The following is an 18,167-nucleotide window of genomic DNA, read 5'->3' as shown; positions in this document are numbered from 1 at the left end:
GTGTTCACTCTCTGAATGCTGAAAATAAAAAAACCGCACCCTTCAGGGCCGGATGGCCAACGCAATACGTTGGTCTTCCAGCCGCTCAGGATGCGGCTTCGGTGTTCGGCAAACCCGAAACGGAAATGCTTAGCGCATTTTGTTACGCAGCTGCTGGATGGTACGAAGCTGCGCAACAGCCTCGGCCAGCTCTGCAGCTGCACGGGAATACTCGAATTCACCAGTCTTGTTGGCAAGTGCTTTCTCGGCTTCTTTCTGAGCTTCGAGCGCGGCTGCTTCGTCCACATCCTTTGCACGAACCGCGGTATCCGCCAACAAAGTCACCAGATTGGCCTGGACCTCCAGATATCCGCCAGACACGTAAAGAATTTCTTCTTCACCGCCCTGCTTGATGATCCGAATAGGGCCCGGCTTCAGCTGGGTCAGCAGCGGCGCGTGGCCCGGGGCAATGCCCAGGTCACCTTCGGAGCCCGCTGCGATCAGCATTTCTACCAATCCGGAATAGATCTTTGTTTCGGCACTTACCACATCACAATGCACGGTCATACCCATGTCAGTTGCCTCTTTGATCGATCCGGAAACAAGTGCGTCGGCTCAGATTAGCTCTTTGCCTTGCTCTTCATTTCCTTCGCTTTCTCGACCGCTTCCTCAATGGTACCAACCATGTAGAACGCCTGCTCAGGCAGTTCGTCATAGTCGCCATTCAGAATGCCCTTAAAGCTGCTGATGGTTTCCTTGAGGGAAACGTACTTACCGGGAGAACCGGTGAATACTTCAGCAACGTGGAACGGCTGGGACAGAAAACGCTCGATCTTACGGGCACGGGCTACAGTCAGTTTGTCTTCTTCTGACAGTTCGTCCATACCCAGGATGGCGATGATGTCTTTCAGTTCCTTGTAGCGCTGCAGGTTAGTTTGCACGCCACGGGCCACTTCGTAATGCTCCTGACCGATGACCAGCGGATCCAGCTGACGAGAGGTGGAATCCAGCGGATCAATCGCCGGGTAGATACCCTTGGAGGCGATATCACGGCTCAGTACAACTGTAGCATCCAGGTGCGAGAACGTGGTCGCAGGCGACGGGTCAGTCAAGTCATCCGCCGGTACGTAGACCGCCTGGATGGACGTGATGGAACCGTTCTTGGTGGAGGTAATACGCTCCTGCAGCTCACCCATCTCCTGGGCCAGAGTCGGCTGGTAACCTACCGCAGACGGCATACGGCCGAGCAGTGCGGATACTTCCGTACCGGCCAGGGTGTAACGGTAGATGTTGTCCACGAACAACAGTACGTCACGACCTTCGTCCCGGAATTTCTCAGCCATGGTGAGACCGGTCAGGGCCACACGCAGACGGTTTCCGGGAGGCTCGTTCATCTGACCGTAAACCATCGCTACTTTGTCGAGGACGTTGGAGTCCTTCATTTCATAGTAGAAATCGTTACCTTCACGAGTCCGCTCACCAACACCCGCGAATACGGAGAGACCGGAGTGCTCTTTCGCGATGTTGTTGATCAGCTCCATCATGTTTACGGTTTTACCAACACCGGCACCACCGAACAGGCCAACCTTACCACCCTTGGCGAACGGGCAGATCAGGTCGATAACCTTGATGCCTGTTTCCAGCAGGTCCGCAGACGCTGCCTGGTCGGCATAGCCCGGGGCCTTACGGTGAATCGCCCAACGCTCTTCTTCGCCGATATCGCCGGCTTCGTCGATGGGTCGACCCAGAACGTCCATGATACGGCCCAGAGTCTGGGTGCCGACCGGTACCGAAATCGGCTTGCCGGTATTTTCTGCTTTCAGGCCACGCTTCAGGCCCTCTGTGCTGCCCATTGCGATGGTACGAACAATGCCGTCACCCAGCTGCTGCTGGACTTCCAGAGTTGTTTCGCCACCTTCAAGCAGCAGTGCGTCATATACTTTGGGTACGGAGTCACGTGGGAATTCCACGTCGATAACCGCGCCAATGATCTGAACGATTTGTCCGCTACTCATGCTCGGTTCCTCGTTATCTTGATAGTCAATAAAACCAGTTGGATTGTGGGCTGGATCAAACCGAAGCGGCGCCGCTCACAATCTCCGATATCTCTTGGGTAATGGCTGCCTGACGCGCCTTGTTATAAGCCAACTGAAGTTCGTCGATAATGCCACCGGCGTTATCAGTTGCGCTCTTCATGGCGATCATCCGGGCTGCCTGTTCACATGCCAGATTTTCTACCACACCCTGGTACACCTGGGATTCAATAAAACGTGGCAGAAGGCCATCGAGGATCTGCCTGGCATCGGGCTCGTAGAGATAATCCCACTGGTTCTTGATCTCTTCCTCGTCTTCGCTCTCAGGCAGGGGCAACAATTGCTCCACCTTCGGGCTTTGGGTCATGGTGTTGACGAACTCGTTGTTTACCACGTAAAGGCGATCAATCTTGCCTTCCGAGAACGCATCCAGCATAACCTTGACGTTGCCGATGAGTTTTTCAGAGCTCGGGCTGTCCCCCAGATGGGTCAACGCCGCGACGACATTGCCGCCGTAGCTCCGGAAAAAGGAAGCCCCTTTCTGCCCGATGGCGCACAGATCGGTTTCCACTCCTTTTTCTTTCCACGCTTTCATTTCACGGACAAGCGCTTTGAACAGGTTGATGTTCAGACCACCGCAGAGGCCACGATCAGTTGACACCACGATATAGCCCACGCGCTTTACCTCGCGCTCGACCATAAACGGGTGCTTGTACTGAGCGTTCGCCTTGGCAATGTGCCCGATCACCTGACGCATCTTTTCGGCATACGGGCGTGTCGCCTGCATCCGCTCCTGAGCCTTACGCATCTTACTCGCAGCCACCATTTCCATGGCGCTGGTGATTTTCTGCGTGCTCTTGATGCTTGAAATCTGGTTACGTATTTCTTTGCCGACGGCCATAACTCACTGCCTTCTCAAGTTAGACACTCGTTGCTACGAAAAGCGGCCCGCGACAGTCGCCGCAGGCCCGTTTTCTTACCAGCTCTGAGTGGTCTTGAATTTCTCAAGTGCAGCTTTGAGGCCGGCAGCGATTTCGTCGTTGTAATCGCCTTTCTCGTTGATCTTGTCGAGGAGGTCTTTCTGCTCGGAGCGCATCCAGTCGAGCATCTGCGCTTCAAACTTCACTACCTTGTCGACATCAACGTCGTCCAGGAAGCCTTCGTTGGCTGCGAACAGAACCGTACCCATTTCAGCCACAGACATCGGGCTGTACTGGTTCTGCTTCATGAGTTCCGTTACACGCTGACCGTGCTCAAGCTGCTGACGGGTTGCTTCGTCGAGATCGGAAGCAAACTGTGCGAAAGCGGCCAGTTCACGATACTGGGCCAGAGCCAGACGAATGTTACCGCCAAGCTTCTTCATGATCTTGGTCTGGGCCGAACCACCTACCCGGGATACGGAGATACCGGCGTTCATCGCCGGACGAATACCGGAGTTGAACAGGTTGGTTTCCAGGAAGATCTGACCGTCGGTAATGGAGATTACGTTGGTCGGTACGAACGCGGAAACGTCACCAGCCTGGGTTTCGATGATCGGTAGGGCGGTCAGGGAACCGGTCTTGCCTTTCACTTCACCGTTGGTCAGCTGTTCAACGTAATCGGCGTTTACACGGGACGCACGCTCCAGCAGACGGGAGTGCAGGTAGAATACGTCACCCGGATATGCTTCACGGCCCGGCGGACGACGCAGCAGCAGGGAGATCTGGCGGTAAGCCACAGCCTGCTTGGACAGATCATCGTAGATGATCAGGGCGTCTTCGCCACGGTCACGGAAGTATTCACCCATGGAGGTACCGGAGTACGGCGCCAGGAACTGCATCGCTGCAGGATCGGCGGCACCGGCGGCAACCACAATGGTGTGGTCCATGGCACCGTGCTCTTCCAGCTTGCGCACAACGGCGGCAATGGAAGACTGCTTCTGGCCAACGGCAACGTAGATACACTTGATGCCGGTGTTCTTCTGGTTGATGATCGCGTCGATGGCGACAGCAGTCTTACCGATCTGACGGTCACCGATGATCAGCTCACGCTGGCCGCGACCGATCGGCACCATGGTGTCGATCGCTTTCAGACCGGTCTGAACCGGCTCATCAACCGACTGACGTGCGATAACGCCCGGTGCAACCTTCTCCACCGGAGAGGTCAGGTCGGTACCGAGGTCACCCTTGCCGTCGATGGGGTTACCCAGACCATCAACAACACGGCCCATCAGTTCCGGACCTACCGGCACTTCCAGGATCCGACCGGTACAACGAACTTTCTGACCTTCCGCCAGATCTTCGTAGTCACCCAGCACAACGGCACCGACAGAATCGCGCTCAAGGTTCAGCGCAATACCGAATGTGCCGTTGGCAAATTCAATCATCTCACCGTACATAACGTCGGCAAGACCGTGGATCAGAACGATACCGTCGGAAACCGACAGGATCGTACCTTCGTTCTTTGCTTCGGAAGAGATGTCGAGTTTCTCGATTCTCTTCTTGATGATGTCACTGATCTCGGATGGATTCAGTTGCTGCATGCCAATATCCTCAAACCTTGTGCTGAAATCAGGAGCCCAGAGCGTCGGCCAGCTTGGTCAGCTTTCCGCGTACAGATGCGTCAATGACCATATCGCCGGTGCGAATAATCACACCGCCAATAAGAGACTTGTCCAGTGACGCTGCGAGTGACACTTGCCGCTCGAGTTTCTTCGAAAGTGCCTGGGCGAGCTTCTGTTGCTGTTCGTCCGTCAGCTCGAAAGCCGCGGTGACTTCGATATCAACAGTGCGCTCCAGATCAGCCCGGTACGTGTTGAAGAGCGCTGCAATCTCAGGAAGAAGAGTCAGCCGGCGGTTTTCAGCCAGTACAGCGAAAAAGTTGCGGACCTGATCGGTGACGCCATCTTCAGCGACCTCCAGAATCAGCTCTGCCTTCTTCTGCTCTTCCAGACCCGGATTCGCGAGAAGCTGTCGAATGTCTTTGTTCGCGGTGACCTGCCCGGCAACTGTCAGCACCTGGGACCACTCAGCCAGCTGTTCATGCTCCTGAGCGGCATTAAATGCTGCCTTTGCGTAGGGACGGGCCAGCGTTCTCAGTTCTGCCATGATGAACCTCGTCGTTTAAAGTTCTGCCGCCAGTTTTTCCAACATCTCGTTGTGCTTGGAGGCATCGACAGAGGTTTCCAGGATCTTCTCAGCACCGGCAACGGCAATGGTGGCAATTTCTGCACGCAAAGCGTCACGAGCCTGATTGCGCTCCTGTTCAATTTCGGCCTTGGCCTGCTCAATCAGCTTCTGGCCTTCCTTGCGGGCGTCATCCTTGGATGCTTCCACAATCTGGGCCGCGCGCTTGTTGGCCTGTTCAATCAGGCCAGCAGCTTGCTGCTTGGCTTCACGCAGTTCCTGAGCTGACTTTTCCTGAGCCAGTTCCAGATCGCGCGCAGCGCGGTCTGAGGCAGCCAGTCCGTCAGCGATCTTCTTTTGACGCTCCTGCAGTGCGGCCATGATTGGCGGCCACACGTATTTCATGCAGAAGACGACAAAGATAAAGAACGCGATGGCTTGACCAATCATCGTCAAATTAATGTTCACGTCTTCACCTCTCGCCTGTTTTGTTAAGAATCATCTGACCGGGGCAAAACCCCGGCTCTGGCGACTCGATTAACCGGCGATCTGGCCGACAAACGGGTTGGCGAAAGTGAAGAACAGAGCGATACCAACACCGATCATGGTTACGGCGTCCAGCAGACCTGCAACGATGAACATTTTAACCTGCAGCATCGGGGTCATTTCCGGCTGACGCGCAGCGCCTTCCAGGAACTTGCCACCGAGGATACCAAAGCCAATCGCAGTACCCAGGGCACCCAGGCCAATCAGCAGTGCAACGGCAATAGCGGTCATTCCAACTACAGTTTCCATGATAACTCCCAGTTTTCAGTTAGGTTTTTCAGTTTAAGGGTTTAGGGTTTAGAACTACGGCTTAATGGTGTCCGATCAGTGACTGTCTTCGTGAGCCATGCTCAGGTACACGATCGTCAACATCATAAAGATGAATGCCTGCAGGGTGATAACCAGAATGTGGAAAATCGCCCAGGGAACAGACAGTGCCCACTGTGCCCAGAAAGGCAGCAGTGCAATCAGGATAAAGATCAGCTCGCCTGCGTACAGGTTACCGAAGAGACGCAGAGCCAGCGAGATCGGCTTGGCGATCAGGCTCACACCTTCCAGCAGGAAGTTGATCGGGACAAGCAAAATCTTCAGGAACAGATTGTCAGAAGAGAAGGGGTGCAGGGTCAGTTCACCGACGAAGCCACCCACGCCCTTCACTTTCAGACTGTAGTAGATGATCAGTGCGAATACCGACAGGGACATGCCCAGAGTAACGTTAACATCCGTGGTCGGAACGACCTTCATGTATTCCAGACCCATCAGATGGAACAGCTGGGGCAGGAAGTCCACTGGCACCAGGTCCATCAGGTTCATCAGGAACACCCAGCAGAAAATGGTCAGCGACAGCGGCGCGATCACCTTGTTCTTGCCGTGGAAGGTTTCCTTGACGCTCTGATCGACAAACTCAACCATCACTTCAACGAAGTTCTGGAGCCCACCAGGCTGGTCCGAGGTAGCACGCTTCGCGGCCAACCGGAAAATAAACAGGAACAGGGCACCGAGCGCGACCGCCCAGCCCAATGAATCAATGTGCAGTGCCCAGAAGCCCATGTCGGATGCTTCCCTGCCGGTGTGAGCCAGCGTCCAGGTTGCATCTTGAAGTACGGTTCCGTCGGCACGCTCATAGCCTGCCGGAAGTTTACCGTAGGTGAGGTTCTGGAGGTGATGCTGGATATATTCTGATGCACTTCCTGCCATAACGGTTTCCCAGGTCCAGTTAGCTTTGCTGCGTATTGCTGCCCGCCAGAAGCGGTGTCAACCAGTTGGTGACCAGCATGATCGCAAATGTTAAAAAAAGTGCCGCTATATCAAGCGGCTGAATCCATTTGAACACCATCGTAAAGAGGATGGCGCACAGGATGAGCTTGCCGGCCTCACCCTGATAAAAAGAAGTCATAATCTTCTTGGCAGACCGCGCGCCGGAGAAGCGGAATGCCTTGAGCGCAAAATAACCATGGGGGATCAGAAAGATAAGTCCGCCCAGCAGCGCTGAATAGCCGGAAACCTGGCCTCGCAAGAGAAACGCCAGGCTAACGAAGACAAGTACCACACTTTCTATTGCAAACCATCTTGCGATGGGCGGGCGGCCAATACCGCCTGATGCTGCCTTCGTCATGTTCGTCCCGGAAGTACGGTGCTTTTCGCTCGATGTCGTCTAAAAAGTAAGCAAATACACCGATACGAGCGCCGCAGATTATATGTGTTCAATGTGCACGAATCAACAAAACCGGGCACCGGCTGATCCGTCAAAAGCGGCGGAATAACTGGGTTTTGGCAATTTAAGTCACAAATAGACGGCCGTTCAGTTTTTCACCACTACATGTTGTGTACATGGCCAGGTACGAACTTTCGTAGGGGGGCCGGAAGGCCGATAAAACCCCGACGTTTTTATTTGATATGGCCAAGAATGCCGTCCAGTTCGTCCAGCGAGCTGTATTCGATTACCAGCTTGCCTTTGCCACGCTGACCGTGATCAATGGACACCCTTGCCCCCAGTCGCTCAGCCAGATCATCCTGCAGGGCGCGAATGTTGGGGTCCACACTCCCCTTTTTCCGGGATTTGCTGTCCGGGGTTTCCTGTTGCACCCGCCGCACCAGAGCCTCGGTCTGACGAACCGAGAGTGATTTTGCCACCACCTGTTTGGCCACCTGCATCTGCAGCTCCGGTGCCAGGGTCAGCATCGCGCGGCCGTGGCCCATTTCCAGATCACCATGCTCCAGCATGATACGAACATCTTCAGACAAACCGATCAGTCGCAGCAGGTTGGTAATGGTCGTGCGGGATTTACCAACGGCTTCGGCTACCTGGGCCTGGGTCAGGCCAAACTCGTCCTGCAGGCGCTGGAGGGCGAAGGCTTCTTCAATAGGATTGAGGTTCTCGCGTTGGATGTTCTCGATCAGCGCCATGGCGATGGCGGCTTCATCGGGGACATCCCGGATGATGGCCGGGATACTGTCGAGGCCGGCCATCTGGGTAGCACGCCAGCGGCGCTCGCCGGCGATCAGCTCGTACCGACCTTCAGCGATGGGACGAATCACTACCGGCTGCATCACACCCTGTTGGCGAATGGAATCCGCCAGTTCCTGCAGGGCGGCAGGGTCCATATCACGCCGGGGCTGGAACCGACCACGCTGGATCAGATCAATGGGAACTTCGCGGAGCTCACCGTCGTGGTCTTTCAGCTCCTGGTCAAGATTGACCTTGGAGCCCGCCAGCAGGGCGCCCAGTCCACGTTCACCCAATCCTCGTTTCTTCGCCGCCATGGTGTCAGTCATTCTTCCCGTTGAAAATCGTTGTGCTTAAGTGAGTGACAGGGCGGTATGTTACACCGCAACCGGCGCGGATGTCTTTTTTGAGCCATGGCGGCGGACCATCTCGCCGGCCAGGGCCAGGTAGGCGATGGCGCCCTTGGAGGCCCGATCGTATTTCAGGGCAGGTACGCCGTAGCTTGGCGCCTCGGCCAGGCGGACGTTGCGGGGGATCACTGCACGATACACCTTGTCGCCGAAATACTCGCTCAGCTGGCCAGAAACGTCCAGGGTGAGGCTGTTCCGGGGGTCGTACATGGTACGCAGAATGCCTTCCACCTGCAGATTGGGGTTAACCGTTTCCTGGATCTGCTCAACGGTGTTCATCAGCGCTGCCAGTCCTTCCAGTGCATAGTATTCGCACTGCATGGGAATCAGCACCGAGTCTGCCGCCGACAAAGCATTCACGGTCAACAGGCTGAGGGAGGGCGGGCAATCAATGAGGATGTAATCGTAGTTGTCACGAACGGTGTTCAGCGCCAGTCGCAGGCGATGTTCACGACCAATCTCGTTCATTAGCTCGACTTCGGCGGCCGTCAGGTCGCCGTTGGCCGGCAGGATATCGAAACCGGAGGCCTCGGCGGGGATGATCACCTCGGCTGCGCTGGCGCGCTTGGTCAGCATGTCGTAACCGGACAGTTCGAGAGCGTTCTTATCCACACCGCTGCCCATGGTGGCGTTGCCCTGAGGATCCATGTCCACCAGCAGCACCCGGCGCTTGGTGGCGGCCAGGGAGGCAGCAAGGTTGACGCAGGTGGTGGTTTTACCCACACCGCCTTTCTGATTGGTCACTGCAATCACGCGCGCCATGTCCTGCCTCCTTGTTTATGGGTTAGCGGTTCAGAAACTCGACTGCCGAGCTACCGGGAATTTCCCGCCCGGGCGACAACCAATAGATGGCGTTCGCCATCAGCGCCGGGTACGTCCAGGGAGTGGCTGGATTTTACCTGCCAGCCAGCCGGGAGGGCAGCCACTTCATCATCCGGAAACTGACCTTTCATGGCAAGGAACTCACCGTCATTTGCCAACAGATCGCCGCACCAGTGCACCAGATTCTCCAACGCGGTAAAGGCGCGACTGCTGATCTGGGCAAAGGGTTCTGCGGGGCTGCAATCTTCCGCCCGACCGTGAATAACCTCGACGTTATCCAGGCCCAACTCCAGCACACATTGGTGGAGGAAGCGGGTTTTCTTGCCGTTGCTGTCGAGCAGGGTAAAGCGCGTCTCGGGCAGGGCAATGGCCAGGGGAATACCAGGCAGACCGCCGCCGGCTCCCACATCCAGCAGATGCTGCGTGGTTACCCAGGGCAGAATGCTCAGGCTGTCGAGCAGCTGCCGGGACACCATCACACGCTCATCACGCACAGCAGTGAGGTTATAGGCCCGGTTCCATTTGTTGAGCAGGCCCAGGAAAGCCAGCAGTTTTTCCTGCTGATCCTCCGTCAGGGCCATGCCCATCACTGCCAGTCCGTCCCGGAGCTGGCTATGCCAGAGTGACTTGGTCATGCGCTAGGATCAGGCCGACTGTTTGCGCAGCAGATCGCGCTTCTTCAGATGCACCAGGATCTGGCTTACCGCCGCCGGAGTCACACCCTGAACGCGCGAAGCCTGGGCCACGGTTTCCGGCCGCACGGTCTTGAGCTTCTGCCTGATCTCATTGGACAGGCCACCAATCACGTCATAGTCCAGATCCACCGGCAGGGCGGTGTTTTCATTTCTACGCAGCCGCTCGATCTCATCAGTCTGACGGGAAATATAGCCCTCGTACTTGATCTCGATTTCCACCTGGTCTGCGACCACCGGATCATCGGCCTTCTCGGCACCAATCGCGGCGATATGGCTGTAGACAATCTCGGGGCGACGCAGCAGCTCGGCCAGGGACTGATCCCGGGTCATAGGCTGCTTTAGAAAGCCGTTGGCCCGCTCACCGGCCTCGGTATTCGGATGAATCCGGGTGGCCTCGAGGCGGCTGCGCTCGGTGGCGATCGCCTCACGCTTGTCGTTGAACTTCTGCCAGCGCTCGTCATTCACCAGGCCAAGCTTGCGACCGGTTTCGGTCAGACGCAGGTCGGCATTGTCCTCGCGCAGGATCAGGCGGTACTCAGCGCGGCTGGTAAACATGCGGTAGGGCTCCGAAGTGCCCATAGTGATCAGGTCATCCACCAATACTCCCAAATAGGCCTCATCCCGGCGCGGGTACCACTCGTCTTTTTCCTGGGACCGCAGGGCAGCGTTTATCCCCGCCAACAGCCCTTGGGCACCGGCTTCTTCATAACCGGTGGTGCCATTGATCTGACCGGCAAAATACAGGCCCTGGATGAACTTGGTTTCCAGGGTGTGGCGCAGGTCCTGTGGGTTCAGGTAATCGTATTCGATGGCGTAACCCGGCCGGGTAATGTGGGCATTTTCAAAGCCGGGAATGGAACGCACCGCCGCCAGCTGTATATCGAACGGCAGACTGGTGGAAATCCCGTTCGGATAAAGCTCGTTGGTGGTCAGGCCTTCCGGCTCCACAAAGATCTGATGGGAATCCTTGTCGGCAAACCGGTTCACCTTGTCCTCAATGGAGGGACAATAGCGTGGCCCCACCCCTTCGATGCTGCCGGCAAACATCGGCGAACGATCGAAACCGCTGCGAATAATATCGTGGGTCTGTTCAGTGGTTCGGGTCACGTAGCAGCAGACCTGTTCCGGATGCTGACTACGGCTGCCAATAAAGGACATCACCGGCGTGGGGTCATCACCCCACTGCTCCTGCATCAGCGAGAAATCCACAGACCGGGCATCGATTCGCGGCGGCGTTCCGGTTTTCAGGCGGCCAACATTGAACGGCAGCTCCCGAAGACGCTGTGCCAAGGCGTTGGCCGGAGCGTCACCGGCACGGCCGCCGGCATGGTGTTGCATACCGATGTGGATAACTCCGCCCAGGAAGGTGCCAGTGGTGAGCACCACCGTCCTGGCGTTGAACCGGATTCCGGTCTGGGTAACAACACCGGTCACCTGATCGTTTTCCACAATCAGGTCGTCGGCCGCCTGCTGGAACAGGGTCAGGTTCGGCTGGCTCTCCAGGGTATGGCGGATGGCGGCCTTGTAAAGAACACGATCAGCCTGGGCACGGGTGGCGCGGACCGCCGGACCCTTGCGGCTGTTCAGTACCCGGAACTGAATACCAGCCTTGTCGGTGGCCTCCGCCATGGCGCCACCCAGCGCATCAATCTCCTTGACCAGATGGCTTTTGCCAATACCACCGATGGCTGGATTGCAGGACATCTGGCCCAGGGTCTCAATGTTGTGGGTCAGCAGCAGGGTCTGGGAACCCATGCGTGCGGCCGCCAGCGCGGCCTCGGTACCGGCATGGCCACCACCAATGACAATGACATCGAAACGGGTCGGAAAATCCACAGCTCACCTCGGAAATCGGGGGATAAAATAGGGCGGCGAGTATAACGCCTCACCCAACAAATTGCAGTCAGAATGTGCAAATTTTAACCAGAGACAACCGCGGTTGAAAGCTGCAGGGTCGTCACAGACACTCGACAGGCGCTTTTTCAGAAGCCAGACGGATAGTGGAAAACCGAAATCTACAGATTTTCATAGGCTTGGGTCACTCTTCTGAGAAAAGTTTTCAAGAAAGTTATCCACATGCAAGACTACTTATTAATCACCCTAAAAAAACAATTAACTCATTGTTTTTATTAAACTTAACAAAATTCATCCAGAACCTTTCCGTAGGTTGTCCAACTAATTATCCACAGAACCTGCGGCCGTTTTACGCCTGAGCCGCCAGACCACAAGCAATACCAGGCCGTTCAGAAGTGAAAGCAACAGGAAAAACCCAGGAATACTGATGCCCAGCACACCGAGTACCACAATCCCGGCGAGGGCACTGACCACCATGAACAGCGCATTGATGACATTCAGCGCAGCAATGATACGGGCGCGCTTGGGCCGCGGTGTTTCGTGCTGGATAAAGGCGTACAGGGGCACGATGAACAGACCGCCGCAGATCCCGATTCCCACCAGATCCATCAACACCCTCAGGTAAACGGGATCGGTCAACAGGGTCCACCAGGTCGAAGCCACCGGATCGGCTGGCACAGCAAAATACAGATCTATACCGAACAGACTCAGACCCAGGGCTCCCCAGGGCACAGGGGCCAGGGTGATCCGGTGTTTGGTAAGCCGCTCACACATCATGGATCCAATGGAAATGCCGATCGTAAACATGGCCAGAAGCAGGGTCACAACCGTCTCATCGCCAAGCAGATTAGTACGTGCGAAATTTGGAAACTGGGTCAGGTAGGCCGCACCAAGAAACCAGAACCAGGAGATGGTCAACACGGCCAGCAACACCTGGCGACGCTCAGCGGCTAGGGCCATCAGCCTCCAGGTTTCCATCACCGGCCGGAAACGTACAGTAACTCCGGAACCGTCGGGTTCGGTTGCCGGCACCTGGCGTGCCGCCAGATAGCCAAGTACCGCGAACACAAAAACGGCAATCGCCGTTAAGCGCGCGGCCGTCTCAAAACCCATCAAAAGGCCCGCGGCAATCGTGCCCAAAAGAATTGCGACAAAAGTGCCCATACCGACCAGACCATTGCCCCCCACCAGTTCATCGTCTGCCAGTACCTGAGGCAAAATGGCGTATTTCACCGGGCCAAAGAAGGTGGACTGGGTACCCATCAGGAACAGCAGTACCAGCAACAACTCAAACCAGCCAAACCAGAGCCCGAGCGCGGCAACGAACATAATCACGATTTCCGCCAGTTTCACGTTCCGAATGATCCGGGATTTTTCATAGCGGTCCGCCATTTCACCGGCAATGCCAGAGAACAAAAAGAACGGCAGGATGAACAGGAAGGCCGCCAGGTTAACCACCACATTCACGGACAGGCCCATCAAACTGCCGGCGCTGTAAGTGATCAACAGCAGCAAGGAGTTCTTGAACAGGTTATCGTTGAAGGCGCCGGAGAACTGGGTCAGATAGAACGGCAGGAACCGGCGTTGGCCAAGCAAACGGAACTGACTTTTTGATGGCATCAGGAAATCCTGTTTTGGTGCATTGCCAACGTTCCCGCTCATAATCTGCCCGTATCCGGTGCAAGAGTGCGGAAACCGGCGGCACAGCTCAATTATTTGACGGGGTTAAGCAAAGCTAAATGCTTGATTTTTGACTGTCTGGTACGGAATTCGCTTAATCTCCCTGTTCAGACACTCTTTTATCATCAGGCCAGGATGGCCAGACCATTGGCAGTATAAAGGTTCCTGACCATGAGCAGCGTAGTCCGACTTCCCCGGCGCATCTATCGCGGAGCCGAAATAACCCGGGCTCCCAAGATCATCGACGACTATGATTTCAGTTCTGTTTACCAGCCGATCCTGAGCCCGACCCATCGAAAACTGGTTGGCTACGAGGCGCTGGTACGGGTCAGAAAGAACAACGAAAGCATCTCTCCCTTCACCCTTTTCGAGGAAGCCGAAGAAAATAATCAGACTCCGATATTGGACAGACATCTGTTGCAGCTTCACCTGGACAACTTTGCTGCTAGCTCAGAGTCTGTTTGGCTGTTCCTGAATATTAATCCCGGCACCTGCATCCACCCGGAAGCCTCCCTCGAGAAACTCGCTCTACAATGCCAGAGTAGCGGAATTGATCCCGAGAAGGTGGTGCTGGAACTGGTAGAGACGGCATCGGACAATCCGACTGCACTTCTGGAATTCATTCTTAAAGCCAAGGCTCATGGTTTTCAAATTGCCATTGACGATTTTGGTATGGGCGATTCCAATTTCGAGCGCTTGTGGCGCATCAATCCGCTCATCGTAAAACTCGACCGCAGCCTGTTGGTGAACGCCGAGAACAACAGTCGCGCCCGAATGCTTCTGGAAAGTCTGGTGAAGATGATTCGCGAGAGCGGCAGTCTTGTGCTTCTGGAAGGAATAGAGAACAACACCCAGGCCCACATCGCTCTTCAGACTGACGCTGATCTTCTGCAGGGCTTCCTGTTTGCCCGGCCAACCTGCCTGAAAGAGCATGAGCCGGAACTCACGGAACAGACGTTGAAGCGAATCATTGCCGATTCCAGTGAGTCTTCCGCCCAGGACATCCGGGACCAGGAGAGCTATTTTCGCCTTCTGAGATTCGAAATACTCGAAGCCTGCCATTCCCTGAGCCGGGAGCTACCGTTTAGCACCGCCTGTAACAAGCTGTTGGAAGTGGACGGCGTGAAACGCTGTTTCCTGCTCAACCCACAGGGCATACAACAGGGCAACCTCGCACGGGCCAATCCGGACAAACATCGCGGAAAGTTCAATCCCCTGTATCATTCGGCCGGGGCTCGCTGGACGCACCGGGAGTACTTTCGCAATGCCCTGGAACGGCCCCAGCAGATCAGCAGTTGTCGGCCCTATGTCGGTCTGCCGGACGCAAAACGAACGGTAACTCTTTCGACAATGCTGCCGGGCCAACAGGTCTTTTGTGTCGACATCCATCCAGATGAAATGTTCGGTGGCCAGCTTGAATTCCCGGCCACCCTATAATCTTCCAATCGGTCAGAAGTCATCCGCGCGTTTCTGTGGCGCCGCTGCCAGCCCGGTTCCACCAGCCTGGCCCGAAGCCTGGCGTTCCAGTTCCTTCTCAACCGCATTGGAGGACTTGGCAAATCGGGCCAGCAAGTTATAAAGCACGGGAATGATAAACAGGGTCAGCGTGGTGGCAAAGATCAGCCCGCCCAGTATCACCATGCCAATGGCCGCCCGGCTTTCTGCACCCGCGCCGGTGGCGATCACCAGAGGAATCGCACCAAAAATCGTCGATATCGTGGTCATCAGTACCGGACGGAAACGCAGGCAGGCGCCCTCGAGAATCGCCTCCCGAACCTCGTAGCCCTTGTCCCGAAGCTGATTGGCGAACTCCACAATCAGTATCCCGTTCTTGGCCATCAACCCCAGCAACATGATGATGCCAATCTGGCTATAGATGTTAAGACTGATACCGGTCCACCAGAGCGCTAGTAGCGCGCCGGTTACCGCCAGCGGCACCGACAGCATGATGATCAGCGGATGGATCCAGCTTTCAAACTGGGCTGCCAACACCAGGAATACGATGACAAAGGCCAGCGCAAAGGTAACGTAGATGGCAGCCGAGGATTCCTGGAATTCCCGGCTCAGCCCCTTGTAACTGACCCGGGCCTCCGGCGGCAGGTTATCCACAGCCAGGTTGTTCAGGTAGTTCAGTGCCGAGCCCAGATCATAACCATCTGCCAGGGAGGCACTGATCACCACGGCCGGGAGTCGGTCAATACGGCGCAGATCCGGGTTGGCACCGATTTCCTGCATTGAGACCAGCGCCTGCAATGGAATCAGATTACCGCCCTCCCGGGGCCTCAGAAAAATCTGCCCCAGATCCTCCGGGGTTGCCCGATTGGCATCTTCCGCCTGGATAATCACATCGTATTCCCGGCCCCGATCGATGTAGGTTGTCACCTGCCGGGATGCCAACATGGTCTGCAGGGTAAGCCCCACATCTTCAATGGTGATATCCAGGTCCGCCGCCCGCTCCCGGTCTATGTTGACCCGCAGCTCCGGCCGGGTCAGCTCAAAGTCGGTATCAAGATTTTGTAGATTCGGGTTTTCCTTGGCCCGCTCCACGATCTCCTGGCTCCATGCCTGCACCGATTCATAGTCCGGACCGGCTACCACAAATTCGACCGCCTGGCTGAATCCCCGCTGGCCCAGACCCGGTGGGTTCACAGCCACCGTTCGGATGCCGGAGACATCGGCCAGCTTCTTGCGAATTTCGCTGGTCACCTCCTGCTGCTTGATGTCCCGCTCTTCCCAGGGCACGAGCCCCATGATCATGAACGCGTTGTCCTCTTCGTCGCGAAATCCGACGATGGCGAGCAAACGATTGGCGATGCCTTCATCAAGATACGGCAGCAACGACTCTTCCACCTGGCGGACGTAGTGATCGGTGTATTCAACCGTTGAGCCCCGCGGCGCGCTGGTGGGCATGATGATCACCGCCCGGTCCTCGGTCGGCGCCAGTTCCTGGGGCAATTTGGGGTACACCACAGCCGCAATGACCAGACCCACCAGCCCCAGGCCAAGTAGCAGCCCTGGCTGTCTCAGGGAAAACTGCAACAGCCTCCGGTAACCATTGGTCAGGCCATTCAGGACGTTCTCGCTCGCCGCCCAGAACCGGTGACCTTCTGCCGATTCCGGACTGTGTCTGAGCCACTTGGAACACAGCATGGGTGCGAGGGTCAGGGCAACCAGGCTTGAAAACACCACCGCCGCCGCCAGGGTGAAACCGAACTCGGCAAACAACCGACCGATATTGCCGCCCATAAAGGAGATGGGGACAAACACGGCCACCAGGGTCAGGGTGGTGGCAATGACGGCGAAAGCGACCTGTTTTGCGCCCCGGTATGCAGCCAGCAATGGCGGCTCACCCTCATCAATCCGGCGCTGGATGTTTTCCAGCATCACAATCGCGTCATCCACAACCAGGCCGATGGCCAGAATCACCGCCAGCAGGGTCAGCACGTTGATGGAAAAACCCAGGAAACCCAGACCGATGAAGGCGCCAATCACTGCGACCGGAATGGTCACCGCCGGGATCAGAGTGGCGCGCCACGAACGCAGGAACAGGAAGATAACCAGGATAACCAGGGACACTGCGATGGCGAGCGTCGTTACTACTTCCTTGATGGACGCGCGGATGAAGATGGATTCGTCGTAGCTTTCCGCGATGGTGACTTCCGGTGGCAGGGTCTCGCGGATCTTCTCCAGCTCGGCACGTACGGCATCGGAAACAGCTACGGTGTTGGCCTTGGACTGACGGATGATGCCCATGCCGATTGCGGTCTGACCATTCGCACGCAGACGGCTGACATCCGACTCAACCCCCATCTGGACATTGGCAACCTCGCCGAGACGCAGCAGATCGTTACCATCGCGACGAATCACCAGCTCCCGGAATTGTTCCACGTTCGACAACCGGCCCTCGGCCCGAACGGTAAAGTTTCGGGTGGAGGAATCCACCGACCCAGCCGGTAATTCAATATTGTTGGCTCGCAGCGCCCGTTCAACCTCCGCCACAGTGATATCGCGAGCGGCAAGCCGCTCCCGGTCCAGCCAGACCCGGATGGCATACCGCCGCTCGCCACCAATGCGCACGTCCGCCACGCCATCGAGCACCGACAGCCGGTCCGCCAGAACCCGGTCAGCAAAGTCACTCAGCTCGGCGCTGTCCCAGACATCACTGCGAAGTGTTATCCACATCATCGGCCGGGCGTCGGAATCGGCTTTCTGAACGACCGGAGGGTCTGCTTCTTCCGGCAGCTGGTTGGCGATTCGAGACACCGAATCGCGCACGTCATTGGCGGCAATGTCGACATCCCGGGCCGTGGTAAATTCGATGCTGGTTCGGGATTCGCCCTGTTCTGTGGAGGATTCGATGGAGCGAATACCCTCGATGCCACTGATGGCACCCTCGATCACCTGGGTAATCTGGGTATCCACGACCTCGGCCGCTGCCCCGGTATAATCGGTGGAAATGGAAACGACGGGTGGGTCAATATCTGGATATTCGCGCACCGGCAGGCCCATCAGGGCGGCCAACCCGAATACCACGATCAGAAGACTGAGAACCGTCGCGAACACCGGCCGCTTGATGGAAATGTCAGAAAGGACCACCG

General features: G+C 56.5%; 16 protein-coding genes. 1 reads left to right on the top strand and 15 read right to left on the bottom strand.

Going from position 1 to position 18,167, the window contains the following annotated elements; genetic code table 11:
- Window positions 1-129: 129 nt before the first annotated feature.
- From FMN52_RS09825 to FMN52_RS09760, 14 genes are all read right to left on the bottom strand, one after another.
- Window positions 130-552 (bottom strand): F0F1 ATP synthase subunit epsilon, encoded by a 423-nt coding sequence (locus FMN52_RS09825; protein WP_088826497.1) that lies wholly within the window; start codon window positions 550-552, stop codon window positions 130-132.
- 47 nt (window positions 553-599) lie between these two features.
- Window positions 600-1,994, bottom strand: coding sequence for a F0F1 ATP synthase subunit beta (gene atpD, locus FMN52_RS09820; RefSeq protein ID WP_088826496.1), 1,395 nt, complete (start codon window positions 1,992-1,994; stop codon window positions 600-602).
- A 55-nt stretch (window positions 1,995-2,049) separates the two neighbouring features.
- On the bottom strand, window positions 2,050-2,913 hold the full coding sequence (gene atpG, locus FMN52_RS09815) for a F0F1 ATP synthase subunit gamma (RefSeq protein WP_148608463.1): 864 nt from the start codon (window positions 2,911-2,913) through the stop codon (window positions 2,050-2,052).
- Window positions 2,914-2,988: 75 nt separating this feature from the next.
- Window positions 2,989-4,533, bottom strand: a complete 1,545-nt coding sequence (gene atpA / locus FMN52_RS09810; RefSeq protein ID WP_104321064.1) for a F0F1 ATP synthase subunit alpha — start codon at window positions 4,531-4,533, stop codon at window positions 2,989-2,991.
- A gap of 28 nt (window positions 4,534-4,561) precedes the next feature.
- The gene (locus FMN52_RS09805) at window positions 4,562-5,098 is read right to left on the bottom strand and encodes a F0F1 ATP synthase subunit delta (RefSeq protein WP_148608462.1); all 537 of its coding nucleotides are present in this window, start codon (window positions 5,096-5,098) and stop codon (window positions 4,562-4,564) included.
- A gap of 15 nt (window positions 5,099-5,113) precedes the next feature.
- Window positions 5,114-5,584: a F0F1 ATP synthase subunit B gene (locus FMN52_RS09800; protein ID WP_174805021.1), complete on the bottom strand. Its 471-nt coding sequence runs from the start codon at window positions 5,582-5,584 to the stop codon at window positions 5,114-5,116.
- A gap of 69 nt (window positions 5,585-5,653) precedes the next feature.
- Window positions 5,654-5,911, bottom strand: coding sequence for a F0F1 ATP synthase subunit C (gene atpE, locus FMN52_RS09795; RefSeq protein ID WP_012138088.1), 258 nt, complete (start codon window positions 5,909-5,911; stop codon window positions 5,654-5,656).
- A 75-nt stretch (window positions 5,912-5,986) separates the two neighbouring features.
- Window positions 5,987-6,859, bottom strand: a complete 873-nt coding sequence (gene atpB, locus FMN52_RS09790; protein ID WP_008172580.1) for a F0F1 ATP synthase subunit A — start codon at window positions 6,857-6,859, stop codon at window positions 5,987-5,989.
- Between the two features lie 19 nt (window positions 6,860-6,878).
- Window positions 6,879-7,277: a F0F1 ATP synthase subunit I gene (locus tag FMN52_RS09785; protein ID WP_148608461.1), complete on the bottom strand. Its 399-nt coding sequence runs from the start codon at window positions 7,275-7,277 to the stop codon at window positions 6,879-6,881.
- A 272-nt stretch (window positions 7,278-7,549) separates the two neighbouring features.
- Window positions 7,550-8,425, bottom strand: a complete 876-nt coding sequence (locus tag FMN52_RS09780; RefSeq protein ID WP_148609722.1) for a ParB/RepB/Spo0J family partition protein — start codon at window positions 8,423-8,425, stop codon at window positions 7,550-7,552.
- 60 nt (window positions 8,426-8,485) lie between these two features.
- Window positions 8,486-9,280 carry an AAA family ATPase gene (locus tag FMN52_RS09775; RefSeq protein WP_008172572.1) on the bottom strand — a complete coding sequence of 265 codons (795 nt, stop codon included), beginning with the start codon at window positions 9,278-9,280 and terminating at the stop codon, window positions 8,486-8,488.
- A gap of 50 nt (window positions 9,281-9,330) precedes the next feature.
- Window positions 9,331-9,975 (bottom strand): 16S rRNA (guanine(527)-N(7))-methyltransferase RsmG, encoded by a 645-nt coding sequence (gene rsmG / locus FMN52_RS09770; protein WP_148608460.1) that lies wholly within the window; start codon window positions 9,973-9,975, stop codon window positions 9,331-9,333.
- Window positions 9,976-9,984: 9 nt separating this feature from the next.
- Complete coding sequence (gene mnmG, locus FMN52_RS09765) at window positions 9,985-11,871, bottom strand: tRNA uridine-5-carboxymethylaminomethyl(34) synthesis enzyme MnmG (RefSeq protein ID WP_148608459.1); 1,887 nt, start codon at window positions 11,869-11,871, stop codon at window positions 9,985-9,987.
- Between the two features lie 339 nt (window positions 11,872-12,210).
- Entirely contained in the window at window positions 12,211-13,509 is a 1,299-nt protein-coding gene (locus tag FMN52_RS09760; RefSeq protein ID WP_148608458.1) for an MFS transporter, read from the bottom strand.
- Between the two features lie 231 nt (window positions 13,510-13,740).
- Between FMN52_RS09760 and FMN52_RS09755 the strand changes: the two genes are divergently transcribed.
- Window positions 13,741-15,006, top strand: coding sequence for an EAL domain-containing protein (locus FMN52_RS09755; protein ID WP_148608457.1), 1,266 nt, complete (start codon window positions 13,741-13,743; stop codon window positions 15,004-15,006).
- 12 nt (window positions 15,007-15,018) lie between these two features.
- Here FMN52_RS09755 and FMN52_RS09750 read toward each other — a convergent pair whose 3' ends face one another.
- The gene (locus FMN52_RS09750) at window positions 15,019-18,165 is read right to left on the bottom strand and encodes an efflux RND transporter permease subunit (protein ID WP_148608456.1); all 3,147 of its coding nucleotides are present in this window, start codon (window positions 18,163-18,165) and stop codon (window positions 15,019-15,021) included.
- Between the last annotated feature and the right edge of the window lie 2 nt (window positions 18,166-18,167).

Source organism: Marinobacter sp. BW6 (assembly GCF_008107725.1).
GTDB lineage: Bacteria > Pseudomonadota > Gammaproteobacteria > Pseudomonadales > Oleiphilaceae > Marinobacter.
Note: the sequence above shows the minus strand (reverse complement) of the source record. Positions and strands in the feature narration are given on the sequence as shown.

Excerpts from the sequence above, each read along its gene's own strand:
- FMN52_RS09825 (WP_088826497.1), bottom strand. The coding sequence starts at position 552 with ATGGGTATGACCGTGCATTGTGATGTGGTAAGTGCCGAAACAAAGATC.
- atpD (WP_088826496.1), bottom strand. The coding sequence starts at position 1,994 with ATGAGTAGCGGACAAATCGTTCAGATCATTGGCGCGGTTATCGACGTG.
- atpG (WP_148608463.1), bottom strand. The coding sequence starts at position 2,913 with ATGGCCGTCGGCAAAGAAATACGTAACCAGATTTCAAGCATCAAGAGC.
- atpA (WP_104321064.1), bottom strand. The coding sequence starts at position 4,533 with ATGCAGCAACTGAATCCATCCGAGATCAGTGACATCATCAAGAAGAGA.
- FMN52_RS09805 (WP_148608462.1), bottom strand. The coding sequence starts at position 5,098 with ATGGCAGAACTGAGAACGCTGGCCCGTCCCTACGCAAAGGCAGCATTT.
- atpE (WP_012138088.1), bottom strand. The coding sequence starts at position 5,911 with ATGGAAACTGTAGTTGGAATGACCGCTATTGCCGTTGCACTGCTGATT.
- atpB (WP_008172580.1), bottom strand. The coding sequence starts at position 6,859 with ATGGCAGGAAGTGCATCAGAATATATCCAGCATCACCTCCAGAACCTC.
- FMN52_RS09785 (WP_148608461.1), bottom strand. The coding sequence starts at position 7,277 with ATGACGAAGGCAGCATCAGGCGGTATTGGCCGCCCGCCCATCGCAAGA.
- FMN52_RS09780 (WP_148609722.1), bottom strand. The coding sequence starts at position 8,425 with ATGGCGGCGAAGAAACGAGGATTGGGTGAACGTGGACTGGGCGCCCTG.
- FMN52_RS09775 (WP_008172572.1), bottom strand. The coding sequence starts at position 9,280 with ATGGCGCGCGTGATTGCAGTGACCAATCAGAAAGGCGGTGTGGGTAAA.
- rsmG (WP_148608460.1), bottom strand. The coding sequence starts at position 9,975 with ATGACCAAGTCACTCTGGCATAGCCAGCTCCGGGACGGACTGGCAGTG.
- FMN52_RS09760 (WP_148608458.1), bottom strand. The coding sequence starts at position 13,509 with ATGCCATCAAAAAGTCAGTTCCGTTTGCTTGGCCAACGCCGGTTCCTG.
- FMN52_RS09755 (WP_148608457.1), top strand. The coding sequence starts at position 13,741 with ATGAGCAGCGTAGTCCGACTTCCCCGGCGCATCTATCGCGGAGCCGAA.